This is a genomic window from Salinactinospora qingdaonensis (assembly GCF_039539445.1).
In the GTDB taxonomy this organism is placed as follows: domain Bacteria; phylum Actinomycetota; class Actinomycetes; order Streptosporangiales; family Streptosporangiaceae; genus Salinactinospora; species Salinactinospora qingdaonensis.
Genome location: NZ_BAABDD010000011.1, coordinates 39,264 through 57,246, shown reverse-complemented (window position 1 = coordinate 57,246; position 17,983 = coordinate 39,264). Strand labels below are relative to the sequence as shown.

18 protein-coding genes are annotated in these 17,983 nt (G+C 69.0%); 17 read left to right on the top strand and 1 reads right to left on the bottom strand.

Going from position 1 to position 17,983, the window contains the following annotated elements:
* Window positions 1-58 precede the first annotated feature (58 nt).
* Window positions 59-2,047, top strand: coding sequence for a threonine--tRNA ligase (gene thrS / locus ABD848_RS13515; RefSeq protein ID WP_344971653.1), 1,989 nt, complete (start codon window positions 59-61; stop codon window positions 2,045-2,047).
* Between the two features lie 656 nt (window positions 2,048-2,703).
* Here thrS and ABD848_RS13510 read toward each other — a convergent pair.
* On the bottom strand, window positions 2,704-3,375 hold the full coding sequence (locus ABD848_RS13510) for a cyclase family protein (protein ID WP_344971651.1): 672 nt from the start codon (window positions 3,373-3,375) through the stop codon (window positions 2,704-2,706).
* An 84-nt stretch (window positions 3,376-3,459) separates the two neighbouring features.
* Between ABD848_RS13510 and ABD848_RS13505 the strand changes: the two genes are divergently transcribed.
* The 16 genes from ABD848_RS13505 to ruvB all read left to right on the top strand — a co-directional run bounded on the left by ABD848_RS13505 (window position 3,460) and on the right by ruvB (window position 17,861).
* On the top strand, window positions 3,460-4,068 hold the full coding sequence (locus tag ABD848_RS13505) for a Uma2 family endonuclease (protein WP_344971649.1): 609 nt from the start codon (window positions 3,460-3,462) through the stop codon (window positions 4,066-4,068).
* A gap of 39 nt (window positions 4,069-4,107) precedes the next feature.
* Window positions 4,108-5,814 (top strand): DUF885 domain-containing protein, encoded by a 1,707-nt coding sequence (locus ABD848_RS13500; protein WP_425567534.1) that lies wholly within the window; start codon window positions 4,108-4,110, stop codon window positions 5,812-5,814.
* A gap of 259 nt (window positions 5,815-6,073) precedes the next feature.
* Window positions 6,074-6,892 (top strand): TerC family protein, encoded by an 819-nt coding sequence (locus ABD848_RS13495; protein WP_344971647.1) that lies wholly within the window; start codon window positions 6,074-6,076, stop codon window positions 6,890-6,892.
* 160 nt (window positions 6,893-7,052) lie between these two features.
* Window positions 7,053-7,598, top strand: a complete 546-nt coding sequence (locus tag ABD848_RS13490; RefSeq protein ID WP_344971826.1) for an HIT family protein — start codon at window positions 7,053-7,055, stop codon at window positions 7,596-7,598.
* A gap of 115 nt (window positions 7,599-7,713) precedes the next feature.
* Entirely contained in the window at window positions 7,714-8,031 is a 318-nt protein-coding gene (locus ABD848_RS13485; RefSeq protein ID WP_344971645.1) for a thiol-disulfide oxidoreductase DCC family protein, read from the top strand.
* Between the two features lie 97 nt (window positions 8,032-8,128).
* Window positions 8,129-8,752 carry a phosphatidylinositol phosphate synthase gene (gene pgsA / locus ABD848_RS13480; protein WP_344971643.1) on the top strand — a complete coding sequence of 208 codons (624 nt, stop codon included), beginning with the start codon at window positions 8,129-8,131 and terminating at the stop codon, window positions 8,750-8,752.
* 60 nt (window positions 8,753-8,812) lie between these two features.
* Window positions 8,813-9,766 (top strand): phosphatidylinositol mannoside acyltransferase, encoded by a 954-nt coding sequence (locus ABD848_RS13475; protein WP_344971641.1) that lies wholly within the window; start codon window positions 8,813-8,815, stop codon window positions 9,764-9,766.
* 16 nt (window positions 9,767-9,782) lie between these two features.
* The gene (locus ABD848_RS13470) at window positions 9,783-10,931 is read left to right on the top strand and encodes a glycosyltransferase family 4 protein (protein ID WP_344971639.1); all 1,149 of its coding nucleotides are present in this window, start codon (window positions 9,783-9,785) and stop codon (window positions 10,929-10,931) included.
* A gap of 42 nt (window positions 10,932-10,973) precedes the next feature.
* Window positions 10,974-11,525 (top strand): LemA family protein, encoded by a 552-nt coding sequence (locus ABD848_RS13465; RefSeq protein ID WP_344971637.1) that lies wholly within the window; start codon window positions 10,974-10,976, stop codon window positions 11,523-11,525.
* Between the two features lie 202 nt (window positions 11,526-11,727).
* Window positions 11,728-12,639: a pyridoxal 5'-phosphate synthase lyase subunit PdxS gene (gene pdxS / locus ABD848_RS13460; RefSeq protein WP_344971635.1), complete on the top strand. Its 912-nt coding sequence runs from the start codon at window positions 11,728-11,730 to the stop codon at window positions 12,637-12,639.
* A gap of 188 nt (window positions 12,640-12,827) precedes the next feature.
* On the top strand, window positions 12,828-13,436 hold the full coding sequence (gene pdxT / locus ABD848_RS13455; RefSeq protein WP_344971633.1) for a pyridoxal 5'-phosphate synthase glutaminase subunit PdxT: 609 nt from the start codon (window positions 12,828-12,830) through the stop codon (window positions 13,434-13,436).
* On the top strand, window positions 13,433-14,182 hold the full coding sequence (locus ABD848_RS13450; RefSeq protein ID WP_344971631.1) for a YebC/PmpR family DNA-binding transcriptional regulator: 750 nt from the start codon (window positions 13,433-13,435) through the stop codon (window positions 14,180-14,182). The genes pdxT and ABD848_RS13450 overlap by 4 nt, the downstream gene beginning before the upstream one ends.
* 737 nt (window positions 14,183-14,919) lie before the next feature.
* The gene (locus ABD848_RS13445; protein ID WP_344971629.1) at window positions 14,920-15,243 is read left to right on the top strand and encodes a DUF4282 domain-containing protein; all 324 of its coding nucleotides are present in this window, start codon (window positions 14,920-14,922) and stop codon (window positions 15,241-15,243) included.
* 336 nt (window positions 15,244-15,579) lie between these two features.
* Complete coding sequence (ruvC, locus tag ABD848_RS13440; RefSeq protein WP_344971627.1) at window positions 15,580-16,146, top strand: crossover junction endodeoxyribonuclease RuvC; 567 nt, start codon at window positions 15,580-15,582, stop codon at window positions 16,144-16,146.
* 2 nt (window positions 16,147-16,148) lie between these two features.
* Window positions 16,149-16,769 (top strand): Holliday junction branch migration protein RuvA, encoded by a 621-nt coding sequence (gene ruvA, locus ABD848_RS13435; RefSeq protein ID WP_344971625.1) that lies wholly within the window; start codon window positions 16,149-16,151, stop codon window positions 16,767-16,769.
* Window positions 16,770-16,793: 24 nt separating this feature from the next.
* On the top strand, window positions 16,794-17,861 hold the full coding sequence (ruvB, locus tag ABD848_RS13430; RefSeq protein ID WP_344971622.1) for a Holliday junction branch migration DNA helicase RuvB: 1,068 nt from the start codon (window positions 16,794-16,796) through the stop codon (window positions 17,859-17,861).
* Window positions 17,862-17,983 lie beyond the last annotated feature (122 nt).

Here is a 17,983-nt window from a genome sequence, read left to right as displayed (position 1 = left end):
CCGCCCTGTGGCGGTCGTCACCTCTGCCAGCTTTTTTCGATCCTCGCAAGGAGTCACCGTGTCCGCCGTTGCTGAACTGCGCGTCGCCCTCGCCGGAGCCGAGCGTGTGGTGGCGGCCGGCACGACGGCGGGCGAGGCATTGGAAGCCGACGGGCGGACCGTCATCGCCGCCCGCGTCAACGGTGAGCAGCGCGACCTCGCCCACGAGTTGACCGACGGCGACACCGTCGAGCCGATCGCTATCGACTCCGACGAGGGCCGTGCGATCCTGCGCCACTCCACCGCCCACGTCATGGCCCAAGCCGTCCAGGAGTTGTTCCCCAACGCCAAACTGGGCATCGGCCCGCCGGTGGAGAACGGGTTCTACTACGACTTCGACGTCGCCGAGCCGTTCACCCCCGAGGACCTCAAGCGCATCGAAAAGCGCATGCAGGAGATCGTCAAGCAGGGCCAACACTTCGCCCGGCGGGCGGTCAGCGACGAGGAAGCCCAGGAAGAACTGGCCGCCGAGCCCTACAAGCTGGAATTGATCGGGCTCAAAGGCGGCGCCGACGACGCCTCCCACGCAGCCGAGGGCGCCGGTGTCGAGGTGGGGTCCGGTGAGCTCACCATCTACGACAACCTGCACCCCCGCACAGGTGAACTGTGCTGGAAGGACCTGTGCCGGGGGCCGCACCTGCCCACGACCAAGGTCATCCCGGCCTTCAAGCTCATGCGCTCGGCCGCGGCCTACTGGCGTGGTAGCGAGAAGAATCCGCAGTTGCAACGCATCTACGGCACCGCTTGGGAGTCCAAGGACGCGCTCAAGGACTACCTCACCCTGCTTGAGGAGGCGGCGCGGCGCGACCACCGCAAGCTCGGCGCCGAACTGGACCTGTTCTCCTTCCCCGACGAGATCGGGTCGGGCATGGCGGTGTTCCACCCCAAGGGCGGTGTGGTGCGCCGGGTCATGGAGGACTACTCGCGCCGCCGCCACGAGGAGGCGGGCTACGAGTTCGTCAACACCCCCCACATCACCAAGTCGGGGCTGTTCGAGACCTCGGGGCACCTGCCGCACTTCGCCGACGGGATGTTCCCGCCGATGGAGTTCGAGGGCACCGAGTACTACCTCAAGCCCATGAACTGCCCCATGCACCACCTCATCTTCCGCTCTCGGGGCCGTTCCTACCGCGAGCTGCCGCTTCGGCTGTTCGAGTTCGGCACGGTCTACCGCTATGAGAAGTCGGGTGTGGTGCACGGCCTGACCCGGGCGCGCGGCTTCACCCAAGACGACGCCCACATCTACGCCACCCGGGAACAGCTCCCCGGTGAGCTCGACACGCTGCTGACCTTCGTGCTCGACCTGCTGCGCGACTACGGTCTCAGCGACTTCTACCTGGAGCTGTCCACGCGCGACGAGTCCGACAAGTTCGTCGGCGAGGCTCAGGAGTGGGAGGAGGCCACCGAGGCGCTGCGCCAGGCGGCCGGCCAGCAAAGCCTCGAACTGGTCATGGACCCCGGCGGCGCCGCCTACTACGGCCCCAAGATCTCGGTGCAGGCCAAAGACGCCATCGGCCGTACCTGGCAGATGTCGACCCTCCAGGTCGACCTACAGCACCCCAAGCGCTTCGAGCTGGAGTACCAGGCTGCCGACGGTTCCCGGCAGCGCCCGGTGGTCATCCACCGCGCCCTGTTCGGCTCGATCGAGCGGTTCTTCGCCGTGCTGCTGGAGCACTACGCCGGCGCGTTCCCGGTGTGGCTAGCCCCGGTGCAGGCCGTGGGTATCCCGATCACCGACGAGCATGTGCCCTATCTGGAGCGCGTCGCCGACAAGCTGCGCGCCGCCGGCGTGCGCATGGAGATCGACGCCAGCGACGACCGGATGCAAAAGAAGATCCGCAACGCCCAGAAGCAGAAGGTCCCCTACATGCTGCTGGCCGGCGATGACGACGTCAGCAAGGACGCCGTGTCGTTTCGCTACCGCGACGGATCGCAGCACAACGGGGTCCCCGTCGACGAGGCCGTCGCCGAGATCATCAAGGCCGTCGAGGCCCACCGGCAGGTCTAGCGCTGCTCTCTCCTCCGTCTCGGCGGGGCCTCGATGTTTTTGTCGGGCGGATGGGAAGGCGGACTGTTCGCTCATGCCTCGATCGCTGCGCGATATCGGCAGCTTGAAGGGGGCGCTGGGGCTGGGGTGAGCGGAAACGACGCGGACGGCCCCAGGGGTGAGACACCGTCGCTGGCGCGTGCGATCTCGCCCTACCCCAGAACTTCGCCGGGATCTTGCTCTGGCTCGGGGCGGTGCCGTATTCCAGGATTCGCTGTCGCGGGATGGTGCTGTGGCGGGGCTACAGCGGTGGGCGGCAAGCTCTGCGGGGTGGGAGCCGAGGGCACCCCAGAAGGCGTTGAGCCGCGGCACCGGCCCCAGCCCCGCCCCTCAACAACCCCCCACCGTGGCCACAGTTCACCCCAGGTTGCCGAGATCGCGCAGCGATCGAGGTACGAGCGACGGGAAACACTACGCGCCACCTCAGCCCTCATCCACGCCGCGCCGCAAGCCCCGCCCACGGGGGCGACGCCGGCTGTGCAGCCGAGGCTGTCCGCGGTGGCGCGCTGTCCGCCGGCCTCACTGGCCTCACCGCGGCGGTGAGGCAGCGACCCGCTCGCCTGCTTAAGGCCACCGGCCTGTCGGCCGCCCCCGCCGCGCGTAGCCACCCGGCGTTCTCACCGGACCGGCCAGGCCACCGCGCGCACCGGCGCCCCGTCGGCGCCGGCCAGCGGAATCGGCAGTGCGCTGAACACCGGCGCGGCAAAGTCGAGGAGCTCCAGGCGGCACAGGTTCTCTACGATCACCCCGCCCGCGCCCAGCACCGCCTCGTGCACGGCGAAGCCGTCCGCGGGCATCTCACGTCCCGGTTCGGGGGTGACATCAGGGCTGGGCGCGTCGATGCCGAGCGTGCGCACCCCCGCCGCGACCAGCCGGCGGGCGGCCTCGCCGCTGAGGTAGGGGTGGGCGAAGTAGTGCGGGGTGCCGTAGTGGGCCGACCAGCCGGTGCGCAGCAGCACGACCACGCCCGCACCCAGATCCGCTTCTCGGGGAGCCAGGTCTTCCCAGCCGATGGGGCAGCGGTCGGGCCGTCCGGTCACGTCGACCACGACGGCCGGACCGGTGAACAGCTCCAGCGGCAGTTCATCGATACCCGCACCCCCGGCGAAGAAGTGCCGCGGCGCGTCGGCGTGCGTGCCGCTCTGCGAGCTCATACTCACCGCGGTGATGCCGCACCCGTCTTCGGCCGGCGTGGCCACGGGCGTGAACGTCACCGGCGGATCGCCCGGATAGACCTGGGTGTCGGGTCCAAGGGGCCGGCTGAGGTCGACCATCCCGTCTTGGTTCATGTGCTCTGTTTCCGATCCGCGTCGCACGTTTCCCGCTCACCTTGCTCATTTCCCTGCGCAGCGGCACAGGGCATCATTAGAGTCATGGCAGACAGTAACGGGAGCCAGGAAGAAGACATGGCGTTCGCGGTACAGCACCCGGAGCTGACCCTTACCCAGGTCGCCGACCAACTGGATGTCCCGAAGGGGTATCGAGTCGAGATCATCGGAGACCAGATCATCGTGTCGGCCCCACCCTTTGGACGCCATGCCCGGATCGTCCGGGAACTCTACCGCGCCCTGCTCGACATCAGGCCGGGAGAGTTCGGCCCCGTCGAGATGGTGACGCTGTCCCCGCCGCACCTCGACCAGCGTTCCATCCCCGACCCGGTGGTGCTGCCTGAGCACGTCATCACCGACGACGAGTGGGTGTTCCCGGTCTCGGCGGCGCTGCTGGCGGTGGAGGTCACCTCGCCGGGCAACGCCGACAACGACCGCGTGCGCAAGCTGCGCGGCTACGCCTTGGCCGGGGTGCCGCTCTACCTGTTCATCGACATAGTCGAGGAGACGGTCACCCTGTTCGAGGAGCCCCACGGTCAGGGCTATGACCGCCACACCCGAGTCGCCATCGGTTCGAGGGTCAAGCTGCCCGAGCCGTTCTCGGTGACGCTGGACACCACCGCTTTCGCGGCCCGCAAGTCTAACGCCGGGTAACAGGTGCGCGGCCATTGCTGAAGGGGCAGGATGAGAGCGATGACCTCAACGCCAGACCCCCACCAGCCTGAGCACGGCGTCAATGCCATGACCGACCGGTTCCACAGCGTGGCCTCCGCCATCGTGGAGGCGCTGCTCGCCGACAACCCAGAGTGGGCGAGCGGACTGGGCGACTCCCGGTTCGCCGGCCGGCTCAGCGACTTCTCCATCGACGCCGACACCCACCGCGCCGCCACCCTCACCGACGCCATCGGCGCGCTCGACGAGATCGACGACACCATGCTGCCCGCGGCCGACCACGTCGACTTGGAGATGCTGCGCTCGCGTATCAGCGCCGACCTGTGGCGACTCACCGAGCTGCGCCCCCACACCTGGGACCCGCTGCACCAGTTGCCCAGCGACGCGCTCTACAGTCTGATCGTCAAAGACACGCTGCCGTTGCAGGAGCGGTTGACCGCGATCACCGAACGCTGCCACGCCGTCGGCGATTTCCTGGCCACCGCCCGTGACCGACTCGACGGTGGCCGGGGCATGCCGCGCGTACACGTCGAGACGGCCATCGCACGCACCCGTGGCACGGTGGAGCTGCTGACCTACGCACTGGAGACACTGCTGTCCGAGGCGCCCAAGCGGCGCGCGGAAGTGGAGCCGGCGCGCGACGAGGCTGCCGCTGCGTTGAACGAGCACGTGGCCTGGCTGGAGTCGCGGCTTGAGTCCGCCACCGCCGACCCGCGGCTAGGCGAGCGCGACTACGCCGCCCAGTTGTGGTACACGCTCGACTCCGAACTGTCCCCCGATACCCTGCTCACCCGAGCCGAGAGCGACCTCATCGCCACCGAGGAGGAGATCGCCGAGGTCGCAGCCGAGTACACGGGGCAGTCGCCGCGGGCCGGCCAGGTCCGCGAGGTGCTTGACGAGTTGGCCGGCGGCGCCGCCACCGACGCCGACTCGATCCGTCCGCTGTGCGAGCAGGCACTGAGCGACCTGTGGCGGCGCGTGGCCGATTTGGACCTCGTCACCATCCCCGAGCAGCCGGTGCGGGTCATCGACATGCCCGCTTCCCAACGCGGCACGGCCGTGGCCTACTGCGACCCTCCGGGGCCACTCAGCCCCACCAGCGAGGCGCCCACACTCATCGCCGTCGCCCCGCCCCCCGAGGAGTGGGCGCCGCAGCGGCAGGCGTCGTTCTACCGCGAGTACAACGCGCACCTGGTGCGTAACCTCATGGTCCACGAGGGGGTGCCCGGCCATGCCTTGCAGTTGGCCCATGCCGCCCGCTACCGGGGCGCCACCCCGATCCGCCACGCGCTGTGGAGCGGCCCTTTCATCGAGGGGTGGGCGGTCTACACCGAGGAGCTGATGGCCGGCCACGGGCTGACCGGGGGTGCCGACCCTTGGGCCGATCTGGCGCTGCGGCTCATGCAGTTGAAGATGCGGCTGCGCATGACCCTCAACGCCATCCTCGACGTGCGGGTGCACGCCCGCGACATCGACGAGTCCGAGGCTATGACTTTGCTGACCGAGCGCGGCCACCAGGAGGAGGGCGAGGCCGCCGGCAAGTGGCGGCGTGCGCGGCTGACCAGTGCCCAGCTTTCCACCTACTACGTCGGCTACCGTGAGGTCAGCGACCTTGCCCGAGACCTCTCGACCGCTCGTCCCAAAGCCTCGCCCCGCGAACTCCACGACGCCATGCTCGGCCACGGCTGCCCGCCGCCGCGCCACCTGCGCGTGCTGCTCGGCCTGTGAGACGGTCGAACGGGACGGCACGGCGCGTCCGGCTCGACCGCGCCACCTCGGAGGGGCACGGTCAGTGCCTTACCGTTGGTTCGCCGCCGATGTAAAGCCGCTACGATAACGGCCGCGGGGAAAGTAAGGTCTTCCGGCGGCGGGGTTTCCGTTGTGTCCGGGGCGAACCCGCGGGCCCTTGAACCGGCTCTTTGCTCGGGGCGCTGCACCGCCTCGGCACGTCACGGACGATCACACGCCTGGGAGTTGAGTCGCCACCATGCCCACGGACCTCATCATCGGATTCCTGACGCTGACCGCGCTGGAAATCGTCCTCGGGATCGACAACCTCGTGTTCATCTCGATCCTGTCGGGCAAGCTCCCCGAGCATCAGCGCCACCGGGCGCGGCAGGTGGGCATCGGCTTGGCCCTGATCACCCGACTGTTGCTGCTGGCCTCCATCACCTGGATCATGCAGCTCACCGACCCGCTGTTCGCGCTGTTCAGCCTTGAGTTCACCGGCCAGTCGCTGATCCTGCTCGCCGGCGGGTTCTTCCTCATCGCCAAGGCCACCTACGAGATCCACGACAGCCTCGAAGGCGAGGAGGACCACAAGGGCTCCAAGGTCGCCGCGGGCTTTGGCGCGGTCGTGACCCAGATCGTCATCCTCGACATCGTGTTCTCGCTCGACTCGGTCATCACCGCCGTGGGCATGATCGGTGACGAGGAGGGCGCCATCTGGGTGATGTCGGCCGCGGTGATCATCGCCGTGATCGTCATGCTGGTCTCGGCCGGCCCGCTGGGGCGCTTCGTCCACAACCACCCCACCGTCAAGATGCTGGCGCTGGCCTTCCTGCTGCTCATCGGCATGAGCCTGGTCGCCGAAGGGTTCCACATCCACATCGACAAGCCGATCATCTACACCGCCATGGGCTTCTCGCTCTTCGTCGAGATCCTCAACCTGCTCGCCAGCAAGCGCCGCAGCAAGAAGGCGGGCACGACTGCCACGCCCGTCAAACTGTCCAGCCGTTACGCCGAGTCCAGCGACTCCGCGAGGGCTGGCGCTTCCGACGCCTCGGCGGTACCGGCGGCAGAGTGAGCCCGCTTCGGCCCCGGCCGGGACGTGTCCCGCCCGCGCGCCCGTGTGGGGCCGCAGCTTCTATGCTGGGATGGCGAGCTGCGACCGCGGAAGGCACCGCGGGTGCAGGGCTGGGAGGCGACGACCGGCGGCGCACAGACGAGGAGAGGTGAGCCAGCGCATGGGCGAGGCGGAACGGCAGCCCCAGGGCGGGGCCGGTGAGGCCGACGGGTTCGAGCGCCTGTGGACCCCGCACCGGATGGCCTACATCAAGGGAGAGAACAAACCCACCGGGCCGGCGGCCGGCGCGGGCTGCCCCTTCTGCCGAATCCCGTCGCTTTCCGACGAGGAGGGGCTGGTCGTCGCGCGCGGCAAGGCCACGTTCGCCGTTCTCAACCTCTACCCCTACAACAGTGGGCACCTCATGGTCTGCCCCTACCGTCACGTCGCCGACTACACCGAACTCGACGACGCCGAGGCCGGTGAGGTGTCGGCGCTGACCCAGTCGGCCATCACGGCGCTGCGTTCGGCCATGGACGCCCAAGGCTTCAACGTCGGGATGAACCTCGGCGCTGTCGCCGGGGCGGGGATCGCCGCCCACCTGCATCAGCACATCGTCCCCCGGTGGGGTGGCGACACCAACTTCATGCCGGTAGTCGGCCGCACCAAGGTACTGCCGCAGTTGCTGCGCGACACGCGCGAACTGCTCGCTGAGCATTGGCCGTGAACGGGGGAGTTCCCATGCCACCGGCCACGGTGATATTCGACGGCGAGTGCGGTTTCTGCACCTCCTGCGCCGAATTCGCGCGGCACCACGTCACGGCGGGCGCCGACGTCACGTGGTGCCCTGGCACGCAGCCGACCTACCGCCGCACCTGCGCAGGCGGGCAGCCGAGGAGATCCTGTTGCTCCATCCCGACGGTCGCCATGTGTGGGGCGGAGTCCACGCCATCGCGGTGCTGCTGCTGGCCTCGCCCCGTCCACGGTGGTGGCCGCTGGGGGCAGTGCTGCGTCTGCCGGGGGGTCGTGGCCTGGCAGTGTCGCTCTACCAGTGGTTATCGCGTAACCGTAGCCGCATCCCCGGTGGTCGGCGCGCCTGCCGTCGTCCGGTGCCCCAGTGGAGAGGAATGACATCGGCGTTTCCCACTTTCCGCCCGTGACCGTCCCAGCGCAGGACGTCCGACGGCCCCATACCCTCCGAAACGGCGGGACGTCTCGCCCGATGCGGGCGCCCGCGCTCTATGATGTTGAGAAGTCATGCTGAGAATCCTGCGTCCCGCTGCCGCCCGGATGTTGCAGCCCATAGGCCGAGGGCTTGCCCGTATCGGTGTCACACCGAACATGGTCACCCTCATCGGAACCGCCGGCGTCGTCGTGGCCTCCCTTGTCTTCTACCCCCGAGGCGAGTTTTACGTCGGCACCATCGTCGTCACCGTGTTCACGCTGTTCGACCTGCTCGACGGCGCGGTGGCGCGCGCTACCCAACGCTCCAGCAGGTGGGGAGCGTTTCTCGATTCCACCCTGGATCGGTTGGCCGACGCCTCGATCTTCTCGGGGCTGCTGTTGTGGTTCATGGGAGAAGGCGACGATCAGTCCCTTGCCTGGCTCTCGCTGTTCTGCCTCGTCAGCGGGTTCGGGGTCTCCTATATCAAGGCGCGCGCCGAAGGCTTGGGCGCCAACTGCGATGTGGGAGTGGCTGAACGCACCGAACGCCTCATCATCGCCTTGGTCGCCATCGGCTTGCACGGTATGGATGTGCCCTATGCGCTGGCCGGCGGCCTGTGGCTGCTTGCGCTGCTCAGCGGTTTCACCATCGTGCAGCGCTTGGTCGAGACCCGCAGCCGGCTGGCCGAGCCACACCAGCCCGCCGGCAACAACTAGAGGGGCCCGCGGCGGCCGGCACAGCCCACGGGCACGTCCTGGAAGGAAAGGCGCAACGTCATGGCAGAGCGCGTCGCAGCCGCGGCCTACACGCTGGGGTGGGCGCTGGTGCGCCGACTTCCCGAGCGGCTGGGGCGTCACGCCTTCGCCGGCATCGCCGACGCAGCGTGGCGACGCAGAACCAGCGGCGTGGGCCAGCTTGAGGCCAATCTGGAGCGCCTTATGGCAGCCCCGGTAGGACACGACCAGCTACGGGCGCTCTCGCGCGCCGGTATGCGCTCTTACCTGCGCTACTGGTACGAGATGTTTCGCCTGCCGGCGCTGAGTTCGGCTCAGCTCCACGACAGCGTCCGCGCCGTTGGCGTGGAGCGTGTGGAACAGGCCGTGGCCTCCGGCCGAGGCGTGGTCGCGGCACTGCCGCATATGGGCAACTGGGACTTGGCCGGCGCGTGGATCACCGCTCGCGGCATCCCGCTCACGACTGTGGCCCAGCGGCTGCGGCCCGAGCGGCTGTTCGACCGCTTCGTCGCCTTCCGTTCCAGTCTGGGGATGGAGGTGTTGCCGCTGACCGGGGCTGCCAACCCGTTCGGTACGCTCGCCCGCCGGTTACGCTCCGGGCGGTTAGTGTGCCTGCTGGCCGACCGTGACATTACCGAAAGCGGCGTCGGGGTGACGTTCTTTGGTGAAAGCGCGCGCATGCCGGGCGGACCTGCGCTGTTGGCCCAACGCACCGGGGCCGCGCTGCTGCCGGTCTCGCTGCACTACGAAGGGCGGCACATGGTCATCCGGGTCCACGAGGAGATCCCCGTGCCGGCTGCGGGCGACACCGCGGCCAAGACGCGCGCGATGACCCAGGAATTGGCCCACGTCTTCGAGGCCGAGATCAGCGAACATCCCCAAGATTGGCACATGCTCCAGCCGATCTTCACCGCCGACCTTCCCGGCGCCGAGCCGGCCGGTCGATCCACCGCAGCGACCTCCCCCACCTCGCCCCCGCCCCCAGGTCAACGGTGAGAGGAGAGCAGATCTGATGCGCGTTGGGCTCGTCTGCCCCTATACCTGGGATGTTCCCGGCGGAGTGCAGCAGCACATCGACGATCTCGCCAACGCCCTCATGGAGTTGGGCCACGAGGTGTCGGTGCTGGCGCCCTGCGACTCCGAGACCGACCTGCCGCCCCACATCGTCTCGGCCGGACGGGCCGTGCCCGTGCCCTACAACGGATCGGTGGCCCGGCTGGCGTTCGGGTTGCGTGCCACCGCGCGGGTGCGGCGCTGGATTCGCGAGGGTGCGTTCGACCTGCTGCACGTCCACGAGCCCGCGGCCCCCAGCCTGCCGCTGCTGGCGTGCTGGCTCGCCGAAGGCCCGATCGTGGCCACTTTCCACACCTCGATCCAGCGCTCCCGTGCCCTCGTCGTGTCGGCCGCCGTACTCAGCAGTGCACTGGAGAAGATCAACGGGCGTATCGCCGTCTCCGAGGCGGCCCGCACCACCCTTGTGGAACATCTGGGAGGCGACGCTGTCCTCATCCCCAATGGGGTCGCGGTCAGCCGGTACGAGAAAGCCGACCCGCTGCCGGGATGGCCCGGCAGCGGCCAGGCCATCGGTTTCCTGGGGCGCATGGACGAGCCCCGCAAAGGGCTGCCCGTGCTCCTCGAAGCCTTCGACATCCTCGCCCGAGACCGCCCCGATCTGCGGCTCTTGCTGGCCGGGCCCGGCGATGCCGACGAGGCTCGTGCGGCCCTCGCCGCCGAAGCCGCCGACCGCGTGGTCGCCCTTGGCCGGGTCGACGCCGAAGAGAAGGTGCGCGCCTACCACTCCGTGAACGTTTTCTGCGCCCCCAATCTGGGCGGGGAGAGCTTCGGGATCGTGCTGGCCGAGGCGATGGCGGCCGGCGCGCCCATCGTCGCCAGCGACTTGCCCGCCTTCCGCCACGTGTTGCGCGACGGCGAGGCCGGTGCGCTCTTCGCCACCGGCGACCCCGACGATCTCGCCGGCGTGGCCGCACGACTGCTCGACGACCCCGCCTGCCGCGCCAAACTATCGGCAGCGGCCAACGCCGCTGTGTGCGCCTACGACTGGCACGCGGTCGCCGCCGACGTGGTGCGGGTCTACGAGACGGTCCTGCCGCACGGCACCGCGCGCGGCGGCGTCACCGTCGGCCGTACCGACACGCTCTGAGCAGATCCGGGGCCGTAACGCTCTGAAGCGGGGGAGCCAACCATGGGACTTGACTGGGTTCCGCTCATCGTCACCGCCGTCGCGCTGGCGGTGCTGTTCTCGTTCTACCTTTCCTGGCGGGTGGGGCGGCTGGACCGGTTGCACACTCGCGTGGAGACGGCCCGCGCGGCACTGGACGCCGCCCTGCTGCGCCGTAGCTCCGTCGTCTTGGAACTGGCCTCACTGCCGGAGCTGGAGCCGGCCTCGCGCGTGCTGCTCGCCGATGCCGCCGGCCGGGCCCGCCGCGCTGACGATCCCGACGAGCGTGAACTCGCCGAGAGCAATCTCTCCCGCGCCTTGCGGGCCGTTATCAGCGAACCGGAGTTGGGGGAGGCGCTGGGGGATGTCGCGGCCGACGACGGGCTGTTGGCCGAGGTCGAGGCGGCGGCCAAGCGGGTGCTGATCGCGCGGCGCTTCTACAACGACGCGGTCGCCGCGATCCGCGACGTCCGCTCGCGTCGACTCGTCCGCACGCTGCGGCTCGCCGGCCACGCCCCGCTACCGGTGTTCTTCGACATGGATGACGAGCCGCCGGTATTTCCCGGCCGTTCCTAGTCGCTCCCGGTATGGAGGTAGCCGCCGACTCCCCCCGAGGGGCGGCGCGGCGAGGATCTACCATAGAGGAAGGAGCACGACGACATACAGTGATCCACAGCGCCTGCTGGATCGTACCCGTCGTCGGTTTCGCTCGCGCGTGAATCGTGAGGTAGGCACCCGTGTCCGCCCAGAACCCGTCCACACACAGGAGTCCGCAACCGTGACCAGCACTGCCCAGAACACCACCGAAGGCGTGGTCGGAACCGCCCGCGTCCGGCGGGGCATGGCCGAACAGCTCAAAAACGGCGTGATCATGGACGTGGTCACCCCGGAGCAGGCCAAGATCGCCGAGGACGCTGGTGCCGTGGCGGTCATGGCACTGGAGCGGGTTCCCGCCGACATCCGCCAGCACGGCGGGGTCGCCCGTATGTCCGACCCCGACATGATCGAGGGCATCATCAACGCCGTGTCCATCCCGGTCATGGCCAAGGCCCGCATCGGCCACTTCGTCGAAGCCCAGGTGCTCCAGGCTCTCGGCGTCGACTTCGTCGACGAGTCGGAGGTCCTCACCCCCGCCGATGAGGCCCACCACATCGACAAGTGGGCGTTCACCGTCCCGTTCGTGTGCGGCGCCACCAACATGGGCGAGGCGCTGCGCCGCATCGCCGAAGGAGCGGCCATGATCCGCTCCAAGGGGGAGGCCGGCACCGGTAACGTCGTCGAGGCCACCCGCCATATGCGCGGTATCCGCGCCGAGATCAACCGCCTGACGACGCTCGACGAACCCGAGCTCTTCGGCGCGGCCAAGGAACTCCAAGCCCCCTACGAGCTGGTCAAGGAAGTCGCCGCGCTCGGTGAGCTGCCCGTGCCGCTGTTCTCGGCGGGCGGCGTGGCCACTCCCGCCGACGCGAGCCTCATGCGCCAGCTCGGCGCCCAAAGCGTCTTTGTCGGCTCGGGGATCTTCAAGTCCGGCGATCCCGCCAAGCGCGCCGACGCCATCGTCAAGGCCACCACCTTCTACGATGACCCTCACGTCATCGCCAAGGTCTCCCGAGGGCTGGGCGAGGCCATGACCGGTATCAACCTCGACGACCTCACCGAGGCCGAGCGCTACGCCGAGCGCGGCTGGTAGCCCTCCGGACACCCCCTGGTGCGTCTCCTCCTGGCCACCGGCCGGCGGGAGACGCACCTACCGCCATGGCGGAATGCACGGGCCGTCCGCTGTGGTTGACGCACAATGACGCCCGCAACGCGGCGGCGTCACCGCCCCAGAACCGCCTGCCCCTCATCCGACGCGGCAGTGAGTGAGCGAGGTTGTCCGTGACCGCCACACCCACCATCGGCGTACTCGCCCTCCAAGGCGATGTTCGCGAGCACACGCGCGTCCTCGAATCGTGTGAGGCCCGAGCCGTCGCCGTGCGCCGGCCCGAAGAGCTCGACACCGTCGATGGCCTGGTCATCCCCGGTGGGGAATCCACCACTATGGCCAAACTCGCCGCCGCCTTCGACCTGATGGAACCGTTGCGCAAGTGGGTCTACGAGGGACTGCCCTGCTACGGCTCCTGCGCCGGCATGATCATGCTCGCCGACACCGTGCTCGACGGTACGCGCGACCAGCAGACCATCGGCGGCATCGACATGAGCGTGCGGCGCAACGCTTTCGGCCGCCAGGTCGAGTCCTTCGAGGCGCCGGTGGCGGTGCGCGGCCTCGACGGCGGCCCTGTCGAGGGCATCTTCATCCGCGCGCCATGGGTAGAGTCAGTCGGCGAGCGCGTTGCGGAACTCGCTCACGTCACGCGCGGAGAAAGGGCGGGTAGGATCGTCGCGGTACGCCAGGAGAGCCTGTTGGCGACCGCGTTCCACCCCGAACTCACCGGGGACGCGCGTATCCACCAGCTCTTCGTCGACATGGTGAAAGGACAGGCATGAGCGGCCACTCCAAGTGGGCCACCACCAAGCACAAGAAAGCCGTCATCGACGCCAAGCGCGGCAAGCTCTTCGCCAAGCTGGTCAAGAATGTCGAAGTGGCGGCGCGCACCGGCGGTGGCGACCCCGATGGCAACCCCACCCTGTACGACGCCATGCAGAAGGCGCGCAAGAACTCCGTTCCGTTGGACAACATCGAGCGTGCGCGCAAACGCGGCGCCGGTGAAGAAGCCGGCGGCGCTGACTGGCAGACCGTCATGTACGAGGGCTACGCGCCCGGCGGGGTGGCCCTACTGGTGGAGTGTGTCACCGACAACCGCAACCGCGCCGCCTCCGACGTCCGTTCGGCTGTCACCCGCAACGGCGGCTCCATGGGCGACGCCGGCTCGGTGACCTATCTGTTCAACCGTAAGGGCGTCGTGTTGGTGCCCAAGGACAACGCCACCGAGGACGACATCATGCTCGCGGTGGCCGACGCCGGCGCCGAGGACGTCAACGACCTGGGGGAGACCTTCGAGATCATCTCCGAAGCCACGGATCTCAGCGCCGTTACCGCCGCGCTGCGCGAAAACGGCGTGGAGTACGACTCCGCCGAGGTGAACTTCCTTCCCAGCATGGAGGTCCCGTTGGAGGAGGAGACCGCGAAGAAGGTTATGCGCATCGTCGATGTCCTTGAGGACGCCGACGACGTCCAGAACGTCTACACCAACGCCGACATCTCCGACGAGGTGATGGAAAAGATCGGCTAGCGCTGTTGTGAGCGCTGCGCGCCCGGTGCGGTGACCGAGGCACGAGCCCTGTGCGAGCGCCACGGCACCGGGCGTCTTTCGCTGTTCACACGGGACTGCCCCACCTATCCTTCCCGTCCTTCCCGCGTACGCGGAAGCCTGCGATGCGGCGTGGCTTCGGGGCGAGGGACGAGCGGCGGGAAACGCCACCACCCACCCCACACCCGACGTGACACCCCTAGGCAGCCTCCGTTCCGGACGCTGGCGCTGGGGGTGCTAGCAGGCAGCGGGGTGAGCCGCAGCGCAGGACCGCGGGCGGTCGGTGAAACGGTGTTGCTTCGGGCTGCGGGGCTCGCCCAACTGTCGCCGTTCTCGCCTTCTCTTTGACGACGGCCGCTCCAGCTCCCAGAGCCGGGTCCCAGCGAGCTGGACCTCTCGCCCTCCTTTCCTTGGCTGTGCTGACTGCGTTGGCCGCAGTGCGCCTGCGGCGGCAGCGTCACCGGCTGCCTGCCAGGCCGGCTGCCAGGTTTTGTTGGGGCGCTACAGGCACAGCGACCGGCGGTACGATTCCCCCGACGTTCCGTGCCTTTTGACGTTAGAAAACGAGATTTATGGCTACCCCTTACCCGCCGGACCCCGGCCAGCAGCCCCCTTACAATCAGCCGCCGCACGGGATGCCTCCCCCGGGGATGCCACCCCAAGGCCCCCCGCCGCAGGGGCCGCCCCCGCCGGGGCCGCCGCCCGGCCCTCCTCTTGGCATGGGCGGGTACCCCTCGCCCCCCGACAAGGGGTTCTTCGGTGCGCTCTTCGACTTCAACTTCGACTATTTCGTGACGTCGAAAGTCATCAAGGTTCTCTACGTGCTCGGTATGGTCGCCGTCGCTTTGAGCACGTTGATATCCCTAGTCAGCGCGTTCGTGGTCATGGGCGACACGCCAGGGATGGGCATCGTGTTGCTCGTCGCGACCCCCATCTTGGGCATGATCTATCTGATCCTGTTGCGGATCTGGATGGAACTGCTGATCGTCATCTTCAAGATCGGTGAGGATCTGCGCGCCATGCGGGAACGCGGCGGTTTCTAGCCCCCAGCGCCGTACGCCGGTGGGGGCGCGCAGCGTCCTCACCGGTCGAACCGCGCCGTTTCGGCTGCCTGTCTCGACGGCTTTTCCACCGGCCAGGGCAGGGCGTCGGGCCGATTCCCGCGCCTCGCCCCTGCGCCTGTCGTCTCTCGCCCTCCCGGTTGCCGGAGGCACCACCCCATCGGCCGAAGACGATTCGGAAAACGGTCCGCCGTGATCCGGCGGTGGCGCGCCGACGTGTCCCACGTGACAGCGCTGCCGGATAGGCTTTCGCGAACGGGCGTTCGAGGTCAGTCAGGTGCGGCCCGGGGTGCAGCCGAAAGGACGGGAGACGAGCGAGTGCGGGTGCTGGGAGTCGATCCGGGACTGACCCGGTGCGGCATAGGCGTCGTCGACGGAGCCATCGGCCAGCCCTTGGCATTCGTGGCCGCCGGTGTGGTGCGGACCCCAGCCGAGGAGGAGTTGCCGCGTCGCCTGCTCGGCATCGAGCAGGGGCTAGAGGAGTGGCTTGACACCTACCGTCCCACCGCTGTCGCCGTCGAGCGCGTCTTCGCCCAGCACAATCTCAGTACCGTCATGGGCACCGCCCAGGCCGCGGCCGTGGCCATGACGTGCGCGGCCCGCCGCGAGCTGCCGGTGGCGCTGCACACCCCCAGTGAGGTCAAGGCCGCCATCTCCGGGAGCGGTCGGGCCGATAAGACCCAGGTAGGGGGAATGGTGACCCGACTGCTCAGGCTCGACGGCCCGCCCCGGCCCGCCGACGCCGCCGACGCGGTGGCCCTGGCCATCTGCCACATCTGGCGCGGCGGCGCGCACGCCCGGGTGGCCAAAGCCCAAGAAGAGTTCGCCCGTAAGGTCGAGTCGGCCCGCGCTGCCCGGCACTATGGACAGGGGAGGCACAAGTAACCGTGATCGCTTTTCTCAGCGGCCGAGTCGCCGCCCGTGGTGCCGAGTCCGCCGTCATCGAGGTCGGAGGGGTCGGCATGACGGTGCGGTGCACACCGGCCACCCTGGCGGGGCTCCAGGTGGGCGAGACCGCAACGGTCGCCACGTCGCTGGTCGTGCGGGAGGACTCGCTTACGCTCTACGGGTTCGCCGACGATGACGAGCGCGACGTCTTCGAGCGCGTGCAGTTGGCCAGTGGGGTGGGGCCGCGGTTGGCGCTGGCCGTCCTCGCCGTGTTGACCCCCGACACGCTGCGCCGCGCTGTCGCCGCAGAGGATACGGGGGCGCTGACCCGCGTTCCCGGCATCGGTCGCAAGGGCGCCCAACGCATCGTGTTGGAGTTGCGCGACAAGCTGGGACCGCCCGCCGAGGAGCCCGCTGCCACCGAGGAGGAGGGCGCTGCCGCGCCGGTGTTCGGTGCCAACGCCGCCTGGCGCCCCCAGGTGGTGGCCGGTCTGGTCAACCTGGGCTGGTCCACCAAGGACGCCGAGGCTGCGGCCTCGGCTGTGGCCGCCGACGCGGGCGAGGAGACCGACGTCTCGGTCCTGCTGCGCAGCGCGCTGCGCAAACTGAGCCGAGCCTGATGCTGACAGGAGGCGCGAACAGTCATGAGTGAGCACGAGCGCGAGCTCGTCTCCCCTGACGCCGATGGGGACGACCGCGCCATCGAAGGCGCGCTGCGGCCCAAGCGCCTGGAGGACTTCGTAGGACAGCGGCGGGTGCGCGAACAGCTTTCCCTGGTGTTGCGCAGCGCCCAGCGCCGCGGGCGCACGCCAGACCACGTGCTGATGTCGGGGCCGCCGGGGTTGGGCAAGACGACACTGGCGATGATCATCGCCGCCGAACTGGGGGCCTCGCTGCGCATCACCTCAGGGCCGGCCATTGAGCGCTCCGGGGACCTGGCGGCGGTGCTGTCGACGCTGCACGAGGGTGAGGTGCTCTTCCTCGACGAAATCCACCGCATGGCGCGACCGGCTGAGGAGATGCTCTATGTCGCCATGGAGGATTTCCGGGTCGACGTCATGGTGGGCAAGGGGCCCGGGGCCACGGCCATCCCGCTCGACATCGCCCCCTTCACGCTTGTAGGCGCGACCACGCGGGCGGGACTGTTGCCGCCGCCGCTGCGGGACCGTTTCGGTTTCGTCGCACACATGGACTTTTACCATCCCGAGGAGTTGGAGACGATCCTCAACCGTTCGGCGGGGCTTCTCGGGGTCGATCTGCATCCGGAGGCGGCCAGGGAGGTGGCGGGGCGATCCCGCGGCACGCCGCGTATCGCCAACCGGCTGCTGCGCCGGGTGCGCGACTACGCCGAGGTTCACGGCAACGGTGAGCTGTCGCTGGAGGTGGCCCAGGCCGCGCTACAGCTCTACGAAGTCGACCAGCAGGGGCTGGATCGTCTCGACCGGGCCGTGCTGTACGCGCTGCTGCGCCGGTTCCGCGGTGGCCCGGTGGGACTGTCCACGCTCGCGGTGTCGGTGGGGGAGGAGTCCGAGACTGTGGAGTCGGTGGCCGAACCGTTCCTGGTGCGCTCGGGCTTCATCGCCCGCACCCCGCGCGGCCGGGTGGCCACCCCCGAGGCGTGGTCGCACATGGGGCTGACGCCGCCGCCCGATGCCGCTTTCGGGGTGGCGAGCTTGTTCGATGAAGCGGGTCAACCCACGACGGATCAGTAGGGGGCCGCGGGGTGTGCCGAGCGCGTTGACGTGAGAGTGGGACAACAGACACCGAACCGTTAACCTCTGGGGGTTCGCAGCTCACCGTTGTTACAGCGGCAGCATAAGCTGGAGGGACAACC

Coding starts and splice junctions, on each gene's coding strand:
- ruvB (WP_344971622.1), top strand. CDS start 16,794: ATGAGTGAGCACGAGCGCGAGCTCGTCTCCCCTGACGCCGATGGGGAC.
- ABD848_RS13445 (WP_344971629.1), top strand. CDS start 14,920: ATGGGCGGGTACCCCTCGCCCCCCGACAAGGGGTTCTTCGGTGCGCTC.
- pgsA (WP_344971643.1), top strand. CDS start 8,129: ATGCTGAGAATCCTGCGTCCCGCTGCCGCCCGGATGTTGCAGCCCATA.
- ABD848_RS13475 (WP_344971641.1), top strand. CDS start 8,813: ATGGCAGAGCGCGTCGCAGCCGCGGCCTACACGCTGGGGTGGGCGCTG.
- ABD848_RS13505 (WP_344971649.1), top strand. CDS start 3,460: ATGGCAGACAGTAACGGGAGCCAGGAAGAAGACATGGCGTTCGCGGTA.
- ABD848_RS13470 (WP_344971639.1), top strand. CDS start 9,783: ATGCGCGTTGGGCTCGTCTGCCCCTATACCTGGGATGTTCCCGGCGGA.
- ABD848_RS13490 (WP_344971826.1), top strand. CDS start 7,053: ATGGGCGAGGCGGAACGGCAGCCCCAGGGCGGGGCCGGTGAGGCCGAC.
- ABD848_RS13495 (WP_344971647.1), top strand. CDS start 6,074: ATGCCCACGGACCTCATCATCGGATTCCTGACGCTGACCGCGCTGGAA.
- ABD848_RS13465 (WP_344971637.1), top strand. CDS start 10,974: ATGGGACTTGACTGGGTTCCGCTCATCGTCACCGCCGTCGCGCTGGCG.
- ABD848_RS13500 (WP_425567534.1), top strand. CDS start 4,108: ATGACCTCAACGCCAGACCCCCACCAGCCTGAGCACGGCGTCAATGCC.
- ABD848_RS13450 (WP_344971631.1), top strand. CDS start 13,433: ATGAGCGGCCACTCCAAGTGGGCCACCACCAAGCACAAGAAAGCCGTC.
- ABD848_RS13510 (WP_344971651.1), bottom strand. CDS start 3,375: ATGAACCAAGACGGGATGGTCGACCTCAGCCGGCCCCTTGGACCCGAC.